At 33.2% G+C, this 13,083-nt stretch carries 10 protein-coding genes; 4 read left to right on the plus strand and 6 right to left on the minus strand.

Going from position 1 to position 13,083, the window contains the following annotated elements; all coding sequences use genetic code 11:
• Window positions 1–120: 120 nt before the first annotated feature.
• Window positions 121–1,488 (plus strand): DNA repair protein RadA, encoded by a 1,368-nt coding sequence (gene radA / locus FHK87_RS08560; protein WP_140592260.1) that lies wholly within the window; start codon window positions 121–123, stop codon window positions 1,486–1,488.
• Window positions 1,489–1,491: 3 nt separating this feature from the next.
• Here radA and FHK87_RS08565 read toward each other — a convergent pair whose 3' ends face one another.
• Window positions 1,492–2,523, minus strand: coding sequence for an aldo/keto reductase (locus FHK87_RS08565; RefSeq protein WP_140592261.1), 1,032 nt, complete (start codon window positions 2,521–2,523; stop codon window positions 1,492–1,494).
• A gap of 307 nt (window positions 2,524–2,830) precedes the next feature.
• Between FHK87_RS08565 and FHK87_RS08570 the strand changes: the two genes are divergently transcribed.
• On the plus strand, window positions 2,831–3,160 hold the full coding sequence (locus FHK87_RS08570; RefSeq protein WP_140592262.1) for a hypothetical protein: 330 nt from the start codon (window positions 2,831–2,833) through the stop codon (window positions 3,158–3,160).
• A gap of 369 nt (window positions 3,161–3,529) precedes the next feature.
• Here the strand turns inward: FHK87_RS08570 and FHK87_RS08575 are convergent, their stop codons facing one another.
• Window positions 3,530–6,811, minus strand: coding sequence for a CHAT domain-containing protein (locus FHK87_RS08575; RefSeq protein WP_140592263.1), 3,282 nt, complete (start codon window positions 6,809–6,811; stop codon window positions 3,530–3,532).
• Window positions 6,812–7,230: 419 nt separating this feature from the next.
• Between FHK87_RS08575 and FHK87_RS08580 the strand changes: the two genes are divergently transcribed.
• Window positions 7,231–7,635: a hypothetical protein gene (locus FHK87_RS08580; RefSeq protein WP_140592264.1), complete on the plus strand. Its 405-nt coding sequence runs from the start codon at window positions 7,231–7,233 to the stop codon at window positions 7,633–7,635.
• A gap of 68 nt (window positions 7,636–7,703) precedes the next feature.
• Here the strand turns inward: FHK87_RS08580 and FHK87_RS08585 are convergent, their stop codons facing one another.
• The 4 genes from FHK87_RS08585 to FHK87_RS08600 form a co-directional block, all read right to left on the minus strand.
• Window positions 7,704–8,675, minus strand: coding sequence for an OmpA/MotB family protein (locus FHK87_RS08585; protein ID WP_226294157.1), 972 nt, complete (start codon window positions 8,673–8,675; stop codon window positions 7,704–7,706).
• Between the two features lie 10 nt (window positions 8,676–8,685).
• Window positions 8,686–9,450, minus strand: a complete 765-nt coding sequence (locus tag FHK87_RS08590; RefSeq protein ID WP_140592265.1) for an exodeoxyribonuclease III — start codon at window positions 9,448–9,450, stop codon at window positions 8,686–8,688.
• Between the two features lie 193 nt (window positions 9,451–9,643).
• Window positions 9,644–11,179 carry a glycine--tRNA ligase gene (locus FHK87_RS08595; protein WP_140592266.1) on the minus strand — a complete coding sequence of 512 codons (1,536 nt, stop codon included), beginning with the start codon at window positions 11,177–11,179 and terminating at the stop codon, window positions 9,644–9,646.
• A 207-nt stretch (window positions 11,180–11,386) separates the two neighbouring features.
• Complete coding sequence (locus FHK87_RS08600) at window positions 11,387–12,268, minus strand: hypothetical protein (protein ID WP_140592267.1); 882 nt, start codon at window positions 12,266–12,268, stop codon at window positions 11,387–11,389.
• A gap of 75 nt (window positions 12,269–12,343) precedes the next feature.
• Here FHK87_RS08600 and FHK87_RS08605 point away from each other — a divergent pair, with 75 nt between their 5' ends.
• Complete coding sequence (locus FHK87_RS08605) at window positions 12,344–13,024, plus strand: ComF family protein (protein WP_140592268.1); 681 nt, start codon at window positions 12,344–12,346, stop codon at window positions 13,022–13,024.
• Window positions 13,025–13,083: the final 59 nt, after the last annotated feature.

Genomic DNA, 13,083 nt, shown 5'->3' on the forward strand with positions numbered 1-13,083 from the left:
CCAAAAACACCTTTTATATTTTGGATAATTATCAAAACGTTTAACTTTCATCTTACACAGATCAAGACCACTCCGTAATTAAAATAATAGTATTTTTACACTCAAACCCTTTAGATATTTATGGCAAAAACCAAAACTGTTTTTTTCTGTCAAAACTGCGGAGCACAATATGCAAAATGGCAAGGTCAATGTACATCTTGTAAAGCATGGAACACAATCGCTGAAGAAGTTGTACAAAAAGCCGAAAAAAATGATTGGAAAAGTAATACCAAAACCACTAAAACTAACAGAACTGCCAAACCATTGCGCATTTCTGAAATAAGTTCTGGTAATGAAACCCGTTACAACACAAATGATGCAGAACTTAATCGAGTACTAGGAGGCGGATTAGTTCCTGGTTCTTTAACGTTATTAGGAGGTGAACCCGGAATCGGAAAAAGTACACTTTTACTACAAATAAGCCTACAATTACCATATAAAACCTTATACGTTTCTGGAGAAGAAAGTCAACAACAGATTAAAATGAGAGCAGAGCGAATACGCTCAAAAACCGATAACTGTTTAATTCTTACAGAAACTAAAACCCAAAACATCTTTAGACAAATTGAGGAAACAGAACCTGATATTGTTATCATAGATTCTATACAAACCTTACATAGCGATTATATCGAAAGTAGCGCCGGAAGCATTTCTCAAATCAGAGAGTGTACCACCGAGCTTATTAAATTTGCAAAAGAGACTGCGACCCCTGTTCTTCTAATTGGTCATATTACAAAAGATGGTCATATCGCAGGACCAAAGATACTTGAACATATGGTTGATACTGTTTTGCAATTTGAAGGCGACCGTAACCATGTATATCGAATTTTAAGAGCGTTAAAAAATAGATTTGGTTCGACCTCAGAATTGGGCATTTACGAAATGCAAGGTAGTGGATTAAGGGAAGTGAGCAATCCCAGTGAAATTTTGATTTCTAAAAAAGATGAAGAATTAAGTGGAACTGCTATTGCTTCTACCCTAGAGGGGATGCGTCCGCTTATGATAGAAATACAAGCTTTGGTAAGCACCGCTGTATATGGCACTCCTCAACGAAGTGCCACAGGGTATAACTTAAAAAGACTACATATGCTTCTTGCTGTTTTAGAAAAACGTGCCGGTTTCAGACTAGGTGCCAAAGATGTTTTCCTAAACGTTACCGGTGGAATCTCTGTAGATGATCCTGCAATAGATCTTGCTGTCGTTGCTGCTATATTATCTTCGAACGAAGATATCTCTGTACCAAAAGACTTTTGCTTTGCTGCAGAAGTAGGGCTTGCGGGAGAAATACGACCCGTTACCAAAGTAGAGCAGCGCATTCAAGAGGCCGACAAACTAGGTTTCTCTACCATTTTTGTGTCTAAATACAACAAAATCTCGCTACAAGACAATAAAATCAATATACGGCTTGTCTCTAAAATCGAAGATGTTGTTGAATACTTATTTGGCTAATCTTTATGGAGCAGGATTAGGAATATCAGCATGAACTTCATTGATCTTATTGATAATATCTTCTGATAGTGTAATATTAATACTATCAATATTTTCTGTAAGTTGCTTCATAGTAGTAGCCCCAATAATATTACTCGTCACAAATGGTTGCTGATTCACAAATGCCAATGACAGATGAGTTAGACTCAAGTTATGATCTTTAGCGATCTGATTATATCTTCGTGTGGCTTCAAAACTATTTTCACCCATATATCGATTATAATTAGGAAACAGATCTACTCTGGAGTTTTTGGGTGTCCCTTCTAGATATTTACCCGTCAGCATACCGAATCCTAAAGGAGAATAGGGTAACAAACCGATATTTTCACGATGTAAAATTTCGGTAAGACCAACTTCATCTTTGCGATTAAGAAGATTATATGGATTTTGAATAGTAATCATTTTTGGAGCTCCTTTCCTTGCTTCTTCAACATAACGCATCATACCATAGGCTGTTTCATTAGACACCCCTATTTGACGAATTTTTCCTTCTTTTACAAAGTCTTGCAGGCACTCTAATACTGTTGCAAAATTATCTTTCCATGTATCGTTTTCGTCATGTGTATATCCCAATTTACCAAAATAATTAGTTTGTCTTTCGGGCCAATGCAGCTGGTACAAATCAATATAATCGGTTTGTAATCGATTTAAACTTTTATGAATAGCGTCTTTTATTTCTTCTTTTGTAAACTCACCTTTTCTAATATGTTCTGTAAACGCAGCAGGTCCAACAATTTTAGACGCTATGATTACGTCATTACGCTTGCCTGTTTTTTGTAACCAGGTTCCTATTATTTTTTCTGTGTTTCCTTGTGTTTCTTTTTTTGAAGGTACAGAATATAACTCTGCTGTATCTATAAAATTTATGCCTTGATCAATAGCATAATCTAGTTGTTGATGCCCTTCTTCTTCTGTGTTTTGTTGTCCCCATGTCATGGTTCCCAGACATATTTTGCTTACTTGTATGTCTGTATTTGGCAGTGTAGTGTATTTCATTATGTTAAATTATAAATATTTTCTGTATTAACAGTAACCAAAAGTAGAAACTCTTATTCGAGTTCATGTAAAATTTATCTTAATAGTTAAGTTTTAAGTGCATGTCTAAGTCGTTTCCTTTCAAAAATGTGAAATAAATCTACATTTTACATCTTTTGCGCAACAGTTCTGAGAGAAATTAAATTTAGGATCAACTTATAACTTTCTTATTTTCAAATTATTAAGCAGATTTAAAATAAAAATTATTTTGTGGAATAATTATTTCTCTTCTAAAAAGAAAAAACATATCCAACCAAATTCAACACTTATGAAAAAGATACATATTATTTACATTGCGTGTATGGTGCTTTTTTCATCACAGTATATGATAGCGCAACAAGATGAAGAGGCATTACCCATAACAATGACTGAAGCTGCCACAGATCAAGATAAATATATGCAGATGAAAGTTGATAAGCTTTCTGAAATTGTAAAAGCAGCTGTAGAAAAGGATTTTCCGAAAGCCAGTATTTCTGAAGCGTATACTGATAAAGTAGGAAATTACAAATTGATATTGGCTATGGATAGCGATACCAAAACAGTGTATACAAATGCTAGGGGAGAATGGTTTAATCCAGAAGAAAAAGATATGGATTAACCTTATCTTTAATTAAAACGGATAGGCTACCCCCATTGCCTATCCGTTTTCAACAACTAACCAACCTTAAATTAGACCCTGCTATGTTTTTTATAACATGCTTTACCTTGGTTGACCCAAAAATAGAATGAGATACCATTCTAAACAATATATAATGAGGGAACAGCGCCATTGATTGAGGGAAAGTAATCGTAGCACTCGGGAACAAAAAACAGTCAACTTAAAATTAGGTTGACTGTTTTGTCTTTTAGAAATAAGCAGCTTATCTTCTTCACAATGTGCTGACTTAATTTATTAATAGTTAGAGTTAAAATCAATAACGTGTAAACAATATAGAATTTTAACCCAGAATATTAAAGGTTTGAAGTACTATAGATTTGACGTATTTCCTTTATGTATCCTTATTCGATACCAAAGTAGTATTAAAAATAATAATCCTATTCCTCCCAATCCTATCATCCAATAAAGTAGAGTGTTATCCTCAAAGTGCATGGCAGATGTATCGCCTACCAAATAAAAGCTCCCCCAGTAGAAAGGATCTCTACTGTGTATATCTGCCTCTTTGATGTACGTTAACTTTGCTTGTTGTAAGGCCTTGGATTTGTTCATGCCTTCTTTTAAGTTTTTGTAGAAGTATTGCATTAACTCTGGAGTGGTTCGGTCGGATACCGACCAGTTGGTCAATAACAAGCTCTTACTCCCTGCATATTGAAAAGCACTGCCTAAACTCATAATCCCCTCTCCTTTGGCAATCTTGCCTGAACCTGTGTTACAAGCACTCAATACCGTAAGCTCTGCTGGAATGTCCATTGCAAATAACTCATGACTGTATAACAAGTTATCTTCTAAGGTATCTTTGCTTTTGGTAAAATATAATTTTGAGTTCTCCGGATGTTCATTATCAACCTCGCCATGTAATGCCAAGTGTAAAATATTATATTGACTTGCTTTATCCTTAAAGTTCTTCTCTATAGCTTGTGAACCATAGTAGTATTCCCCATCAATAATCTCTGATATCGCTCTGATTTCTGCTCTAGTGCCCGGTAGATCATCTCCTGTATCTCTTAAGGTGGCTAAGGTCATTGTGGGGGCATCTACTACCTGAGTGCTATCTGAAAAGGAAAAAGCTAAACATTCCTGTAATTTTGATACATCAGTACTTGTAGTGGTATTTTCTGAAAATAATAAATTCACAGAATTGCCATAACTGATCGCATATTCTCGTAAAAGATAAGGCAAATCAGCAGGATTGTTAGAAGTAGGTTTTTGCGTCAATAACAAATCAAAATTAAGGTGCCATAATGACCCATCGGGGATAATCAATAATTGATCGCCTTTTAACTGATCTAGAATCGGTTTGAATAGAGTAGTGTAAAGTTCGTGTGCCTGTTGTTTGTATTGTTGAAGGTCTTTTTCAATCACTTGTGATCGAAATGCTTCTATCTTTTTGGTGAGTTCTTTTGTTTGTAATGATTTTACATCAATAGCTTCTTTAGAGATTGTAAACGCATAAGTAGTACTATCTGAAGTAAAGAACTCTACTACTGTTGTTTGATCATCTAATTGTTGTTGAATATCAGCTACCGTTACAATAGCATTTTGATATTTTAGCTCATGATATTTGGGATAGTTTTGCTCTAAAACTTCAATTAATGAATCCTGACTTCTATTGACCCGAAAAAGCTCGTTCTCGAAAGTAGAGATTTTGGTAGAATCCACTTCTTGATTAGACAATTCTTTTGTAATCCTGGATTTATAAAACGATTTTTCGATACGAAGTTCTTTTTCTAAAGCGATCAAATCATCAGGCAAACCTGTAAACTTTTTAGCATTGGCATCGGTAAGAAGTTCTTTTAGGGTATTGGCTTTACTCTTTTCTGCATAATAAAAGGCTTGTTCAAGGGATTCTTGATCTTTTTCAACCTCATATAAAGCCAAATGTGCAATAATTGCTCCTTGATAAACTTCTTTGGCGGTTTTAGAAAAGGTGAGTTTGTCCTGATAATCAGTGAACGATTGCCTCATAGTTTGAATTAAAGTATCGGCTTGTTTATACGCTGATATAGACTGATTAAGAGCTGTAAGATCCTTGTCTCTGTCAAATATAGCTTTATACACTTTTGACTCATCTGTTAAAGTAGCCAGCACAGTAAATACATCTAAATATTGATCGAATTGTAAATCACGATTACTAGCTTGAAAATTATCTGATTTTAGATTTGCTAATTGGGCTTTTTTGTAATGTTTGAGTGCTTCTTTATACTTTCTCTGAACAAAATAAACATCCCCAAGTTTATCGTAAAATTGTGCTATTCTATGGTGATTTTCCCCATAGTTTTCTGTGAAAATTGTTATTGCTTTAGTGTAGTTTTCAATTGCCTTAGTATATTCTTTTGTATCAGCATAGATGTCACCGATATACTCATAATTATCCGCAATATCAGGATGGTTTTTTCTAAGCAGTCGTTGTCTGATTTTTAAAGATTCTCTACAATACTGAAATGCCTTAGCATAATCTTTCTTTTTCCTATAGACGTAACCTAAATTGTTATAATATATTGCGTTTTTTGAATGATCACTGCCATAATGTTTAATATTCAAGGATAATGCTTTATGATAATATTTTATAGATTGATCATATTCACCTTTATATTTATACGCAACACCAATGTTATTATAACATAGGACACTATCATAGTGGTTTTTACCAAAACTATCTTCTATAATTCTTAGAGCTTTATGATAATATTGTAATGCTTTATCATAATGACCTTTTTTTTTAAAAGAAATACCCATTATATTATAACATAAAGCAATATTTAATGGTCTACTAATTCCTAATTGATAATATTTCGATATACTTTTCTCGCAATAAAAAATCGATTTATCCAAATCCCCTAATGTATTATAAATCAAACCTATGTTATTATAAACTCCTATTAAATCGATCTGCTCTCCACCAGAGAAGTTATTTAATACTTTTTCTGCTTTTTTATTCAATCGAATCGCTTCTACATAATTTCCTTGTCTGTTAAATAATATTGCTCGATACATATATGATTTTGCAGCTTCATAACTATCCAAACCTATTCTTTCTTTAACTATAGTAAATGCTTCATTATAGTACCTAAATGCTAACTCATATGACAATTTACTCATATATATATACCCTATTCTATTATAAGGTTTAATTAATGCTAAATAGTCATTTGGGAAAAAATCTTGTATTATTTTTAATCCTTTTTCATAATGTAATAAAGCTACGTTGTAATCTATTTTATAATTTAAATAAAATGCACCTAAATTATTATGAGCTATTGCCTCTTCTTTACTTACTTTATCAATGTTATTTTCACAAATCTCTAAAGCCCTATTTGCATAGAAAAATGATTTCTCATAATCTCTACTCCTTATATAATTTTTAGAAATCTTATTATAGCACCCCGCTACACGTTCCCATACTTTATGTTTTTGATAAATCTGCAGCGCCTTTTCAAAAAACACTATAGATTCATCATGTTTTCGTTCTGTAAGCAAAGAATCTGCTGTCGCAAAATATTGAGAGGCGACTAAGGTATCTTGTGCTGTTTGTGACCAGACACAAACACTAGTAAACATACTAAGTAAAAGTATTGTAATATGCTTTTTCATAGAGAGTCAGAGGATTAGTATACTTATTAATAGCAAATAACGCAAAAATGTTACCTAAAAAGTAGTCCCTAGTAGTTAAAACCATCATTTCTAGCATGTATACAGAATAAAATATCTATAATTTTAGAAGCATTTTAAAACTTTTGTTCAAAAGCATAGTATAATACTCTTTCTCAAACATTCTCCTTTTTTTCAGTACTTAATGTCTATGATTTTAAATCCTTTTTATATTCATCTATACCTATAAAAGTATTTCTCTTTAAATAAATGGCATACTTTTTGGTTTTTACGAAATAAATTAAGTATTTTGACTATAATTTTTAAGGTTATTTTAACAATAAAAAATGATTTGTCCCGTTAAATATAACCGGTGTAATTAACCTATAAATTTTTAATACATTATTAAACACCCAAACGTTATGAAAAAATTATTTCTACTTTTATTTATGCTAGGCGCAGGATTATCAGTTCAGGCTCAACAGTACAATAGTAAGGAGCTAAGTGATCTTTTTAGTGATGAATTATATCCATTAGCTAAGGATATTTCAGAATATACTAATAAAGTGATTGCATATGGCAATGTAATTTCCATTGTAAAGAAAACAGGAACTACTTCGTTAGCCAAAAAAAAGATAGAAGGTATATCAGTTGAAGCGCATAGTTTTTCTTTACTTACTTCTTCAGGTAAAGAAATTAATCTAAATAATGATATGCTTCTAGCCAATAAAGTGGTCAATAAGTTCTTTGATGTCTTAAGACGTGTTAAAGAAAGTATGAAAGAAGACAACAGAAAAGAAGTTGAAGATATCCTTAATAGCTTATAAAAAGTTGTAAAGAACAACAAAAAAGCGATCCAAATGGATCGCTTTTTTGTTTGAATATAATTTGTTTTTTAGATATCATTCAACAATTTGGTAATCTCATCTAGTTTTGGCGTTAAAATAACTTCAATACGTCTGTTTTTACTCTTACCGGCACTTGTATCATTAGAAGCTACCGGAGCAAATTCTCCTCTACCGGCCGCAGTAAGGTTTTGTGGATCTATTTGTTTATTTTCTAAAAGAATGGTTACAATAGCAGTCGCTCTTTTGGTAGAAAGATCCCAATTACCCTTAAGCTGACCACCACCGGTATAAGGTACATTATCGGTATGACCCTCTATCAATACAGCAATATCCGGGTTGCCACCCAATACTTTACCCAGTTGCTTCACTGCTTTTCTTCCTTGGGTGCCTACTGCCCAACTACCGGATTCAAACAATAGTTTATTTTCCATAGAAACATATACTTTTCCGTCTCGTTCTTCTACAGTAAGGCCATTGCCTTCAAAATTGCGTAGGGCTTTGGATATGGCTGCTTTCAACGCTTGCATTTTGGCTTCTTTGGCAGCAATAAGTCCTTCTAACTCATCTACACGTTGTGAACGAGCGTCTAGATCTTTTTGTAAGGCATCTAATCGATTACGTTCTTGTGCAAAGGCTCTTTCTTTTTCTTCAAGCTTTGTCAACAATTCTCTATTTTTTTTGCTATTGGCAGCTATCGCAGCAGAACTATTTTTTTCGAGTGCATCATAAGAGTTCTTCAAGTTCTCATAATTAGCAAGAGCAGCGTCATAATTGTGTTGTAATTCATCTCTCTCGGCTTTGGTTTTTGCATATTCTGCTTCGAGTGTTTGCAATGCTTCTCGATCTTTTGCATTTGTTTTTTCTAAAGCAGAAAAATCGTCTTTCATCTTACGATGCTCACGTTTAAGATTTGCGTACTTACTTTCTAAATCCTTATACACTTTAGATGTTACACAAGAGGTCATCAGTATACCTACTACTGCTATACATGTTATTCTCCGGATTCCTTTATACATCATATATGGGGTTTTATATTTCTAATTCTACTACAACGGGACAATGATCACTATGTTTTGCTTCTGATAATATAATCGCTCTTTTTAACTTCTCTTCAAGAGGTTGTGCTACCATACCATAATCTAAACGCCATCCTTTGTTATTGGCACGGGCATTTGCTCTGTAACTCCACCAAGAATATTGATGTGGTTCTTGATTAAAGTGTCTAAAAGAATCAATAAAACCACTCTCTATAAAGTTACCTATCCATTCACGTTCTACCGGTAAAAATCCGGATACATTTTTATTGCGTACGGGGTCATGAATATCAATCGCCTGATGGCAAATATTATAGTCCCCTAAAATCACAAGATTAGGGTGCTCTTTTTTTAACTCGTTAATATACGTTTGAAAATCTGCCATGTATTGTAACTTATGCTCTAATCGGTCTACATTGGTCCCGCTTGGTAAGTAGAGACTCATCACAGATACGCCATCAAAATCTGCTCTTAAATTACGTCCTTCGTGATCCATATAATCTATGCCTGTCCCATATTCTACATGATTAGGTTCTTTTTTAGAAAGGATAGCAACCCCACTATATCCTTTTTTTTGTGCACTATACCAATAATTATATGGGTAACCTGCTTCGGCAAACAGGTTAAGGTCTAATTGCTCTTTGTTGGCTTTGATTTCCTGAAGGCAAATAACATCGGGAGAAGCTTGTTGTAACCAATCCAAAAATCCTTTATTGATGGCAGCTCGTATTCCATTTACGTTATAAGATGCGATTTTCATTATATGTATGAATTAAAATTTTAGTAAAAATAAAACGTATTCTTTTTATAATACCATTAAATACGATATAAACGTCTTTATGTAGCAATTTGCAAGTTTTTGAGCTCAAAAAAAGAAATAATACAACAAACCAAAAAGCCTCTAGTTATGAAGTTACATAACTAGAGGCTTTGTATATAAATACTATCGAGATTTACTTTAACCAGTACTCTGCGTCTGTTTTTTCTGAAACCAGCGTTTTTAATTCAGAAATCGCTACTCTCTTTTGTTCCATCGTATCACGATCTCTTATCGTAACCATCTGATCATTGATTGTATCGTGATCTACAGTAATACAAATAGGAGTTCCGTTTGCATCTTGTCTTCGATATCTTCGACCAATAGCATCTTTTTCATCGTATATGACATTAAATTTCCATTTTAAATCATCTACAATTTGTTGTGCAATCTCGGGTAAACCATCTTTTTTGACCAAAGGCAGAATTGCTGCTTTTATTGGTGCTACTACTGCCGGTAATTTTAATACAACTCTACTTGACCCATCTTCTAACACTTCTTCTTGAAGTGCTGTAGAGAATACTGCCAAAAACATTCTATCCAAACCAACAGAAGTTTCTACTACATAAGGCACATAGCTTTCTTTTAATTCGGGATCAAAGAATTGTAATTTTTTACCAGAATATTCTTCGTGAGCTTTAAGGTCAAAATCAGTTCTAGAGTGAATCCCTTCGAGTTCTTTAAATCCGAATGGAAAATTAAATTCTATATCTGCAGCAGCATTAGCATAATGTGCTAATTTATCATGATCATGAAAACGGTAATTTTCTTCGCCCAGACCTAGTGAGTGGTGCCATTTTAATCGGGTTTCTTTCCAATACTCATACCATTTCATTTCTTCTCCCGGGCGTACAAAGAATTGCATCTCCATTTGCTCAAATTCTCGCATTCTGAAGATAAATTGTCTTGCTACGATCTCATTTCTAAAAGCTTTTCCGGTTTGTGCAATCCCAAACGGAATCTTCATACGTCCTGTTTTTTGCACATTCAGGAAATTCACAAAAATTCCCTGTGCTGTTTCTGGTCGTAGATAAAGATCTGTTGCGCTTTCGGCAGAAGCACCTAATTTTGTTCCAAACATAAGGTTGAACTGTCTCACCTCTGTCCAGTTTTTTGATCCTGTCTCTGGGCAACCTATTCCAAGATCTTCTATCAACTGTTTAAAACCGGTAAGATCATTTTCTTCTTGAACTCTTGTAAGCTCAGCAGTAATTTTATCAATTTCTTTTTGACGTCGAAGAACATTGGCATTTGTACTTCTAAACTCATCTTCATTAAAAGCATCTCCAAAACGTTTTTTAGCTTTGGTAATATCCTTTTGAATTTTCTGTTTGATTTTTTCTCTGAAATCCTCCACTAACACATCGGCTCGATATCTTTTTTTAGAATCTTTATTATCGATAAGTGGGTCATTAAAGGCATCTACATGGCCAGAAGCTTTCCAGGTGGTAGGGTGCATAAATATTGCAGAATCCAGCCCTACGATATTTTGGTGCATGTTTACCATGCTTTTCCACCAATAGTCTCTAATATTCTTTTTGAGTTCTACTCCATTCTGACCATAATCATATACAGCACTAAGCCCATCATAGATTTCGCTGGAACCAAAAATGTACCCATACTCTTTTGCATGGGCTATAACTTTTTTAAATTTATCTTCTTGCTTTGCCATTGTATTTTATTCTCTTTTTAAAAAGTCGTTATCCTTTTTAATATAGATGCTTTCTTAAAAAAATTCGTCCCGCAAAAATAGTTGAATTTAAATGATTTGGAAACGAATTTTGTGAATTAATAAAGTTGGTTTATGATTTATGAAAAAAGCATAAAAAAACCGTCAATATTTAAAAAATATGACGGTTTTTTTGTTCAGTATAAGAAATTATTTCAATTCAAATTGTGTGTTTGAAATCATTTTTGGTCCTGAGAATAGGTTCACTACATAGTTTCCTTTTACCAACTCTCCTTGTGCAGCGTCTACCAATACACAAACGTCTAGTGCTTCATTTTCATAAAATACTTTATTACGTCCACTGTATGTAAGCACTGCATCATCAAAGTTTACAGATACTTTATCACCTATCAAGTTATTTTCTGGATTGATTACCTGTACAAATAAGTCTTTGTCTCCTTTTTCAGTAAGTTTATTAGGTGATAATGTAAAACATACTCTTACTTTTTCTGCTCTGCTTGCTTTTGTAGAAGTAGATATTTTACCACTATTACGTACTCTTACTCCTTCTGCCTTGATGTTTGCAGCAGTAAGGGCAGAACCTCTTTCTACAATATCAGCTAATTTGCTGTTTTGCGTTTGCAAAGAGTCTGACAAAATAATTCTTTGATTAAGTGCTGTAGATGTACTATCTAAGTCTGATGTTAATTGCGTATTTGCAGTTGTTAAACTATCAGCAAGCTTAAATAATCTATCGCGCTCTTTTTTAAGTTTACTTACTTCTCTTCTGTACTTAGAGATCAATGCAAGGTTTGCTTCATTATCTTTTACACTATCTAATAAAACAACGATACGCTCTTTTGCTTTTAGTAAATGATCGTCCATAACCTCATTAAGAGCAATCGCATTATCATACTTTGTGATTAACTCACCTAATTCACTCTCAATAAGATCTTTTTCCTGTTGCAAAATCGCTTTATTTTGCTTCTCTTCATTGTAAAACTTATACGTAAATATCCCTAGAATAAGTAATAGTGCTCCTAGAACACCAATAAGGATTTTAAGGGTCAAGTTATTGTTTTGAGTTGTCATAATTAATTTTTATAATTGTTTGATGGTTATTTTAAAAAGCTAAAAATAATAATTAATGTTTATCTTTCTAATAAAATGCTAAGAGACTTAGCGTATTTATTTTACCCGACTTATTGTGCCGCCTGTGGTCATCCTCTTTTCAAAAATGAAAGAATAATCTGTACAACCTGTAGGCATAACCTTCCATTGGGTAATTTCCATAACGTAAACGCAAAAAAAATTGAAAAAGTATTTTATGGGCGTTCCAAAATTGAAAATGCTACTGCGTTATTTGTTTTTCACAAGGATAGTTTAGTACAAAATCTTATCCATAATCTTAAGTACAGAGGGCAAGAAGAAATAGGCGTAGAGCTAGGGAAATGGTTAGGACACGAACTCTATCAAAACTCTGAATATCAATCAATTGATGCCGTTATTCCTGTACCATTACATGAAAAAAGATTAAAAGAAAGAGGCTATAATCAGGTAGAAAAATTTGGTAAAGAAATAAGTAAAAAACTAAAAGCAAACTATATTGATTCTGTATTGAAAAAAAAATCCTACAATTTTAAACAATCTAAAAAGGGGAAATTAACGCGTTGGCAAAATACTTCTGAAACATTTGAGATTCAAAATGAGTCTTTACTTGTAAATAAACATATTTTGTTGGTTGATGATATCGTTACAACGGGAGCAACGATAGAATCTTGCGTTGATGTATTAAAGTCAATTCCCGGTATTAAAATTAGTATTGCTACTATCGCAATTGCAGAATAATAGCATTTTGTTAAGTTTTTTGTTTTTAAATATAATCGTTTCTTTGTGTCTTAAAATTT

It is taken from the genome of Aquimarina algicola (genome assembly GCF_006443095.1).
Taxonomy (GTDB): domain Bacteria; phylum Bacteroidota; class Bacteroidia; order Flavobacteriales; family Flavobacteriaceae; genus Aquimarina; species Aquimarina algicola.

Bases quoted from the DNA above. Each gene is read 5' to 3' on its own strand.
- FHK87_RS08585 (WP_226294157.1), bottom strand. From the start codon at position 8,675: ATGATGTATAAAGGAATCCGGAGAATAACATGTATAGCAGTAGTAGGT.
- radA (WP_140592260.1), top strand. From the start codon at position 121: ATGGCAAAAACCAAAACTGTTTTTTTCTGTCAAAACTGCGGAGCACAA.
- FHK87_RS08575 (WP_140592263.1), bottom strand. From the start codon at position 6,811: ATGAAAAAGCATATTACAATACTTTTACTTAGTATGTTTACTAGTGTT.
- FHK87_RS08600 (WP_140592267.1), bottom strand. From the start codon at position 12,268: ATGACAACTCAAAACAATAACTTGACCCTTAAAATCCTTATTGGTGTT.
- FHK87_RS08605 (WP_140592268.1), top strand. From the start codon at position 12,344: ATGCTAAGAGACTTAGCGTATTTATTTTACCCGACTTATTGTGCCGCC.
- FHK87_RS08595 (WP_140592266.1), bottom strand. From the start codon at position 11,179: ATGGCAAAGCAAGAAGATAAATTTAAAAAAGTTATAGCCCATGCAAAA.
- FHK87_RS08570 (WP_140592262.1), top strand. From the start codon at position 2,831: ATGAAAAAGATACATATTATTTACATTGCGTGTATGGTGCTTTTTTCA.
- FHK87_RS08565 (WP_140592261.1), bottom strand. From the start codon at position 2,523: ATGAAATACACTACACTGCCAAATACAGACATACAAGTAAGCAAAATA.
- FHK87_RS08590 (WP_140592265.1), bottom strand. From the start codon at position 9,450: ATGAAAATCGCATCTTATAACGTAAATGGAATACGAGCTGCCATCAAT.
- FHK87_RS08580 (WP_140592264.1), top strand. From the start codon at position 7,231: ATGAAAAAATTATTTCTACTTTTATTTATGCTAGGCGCAGGATTATCA.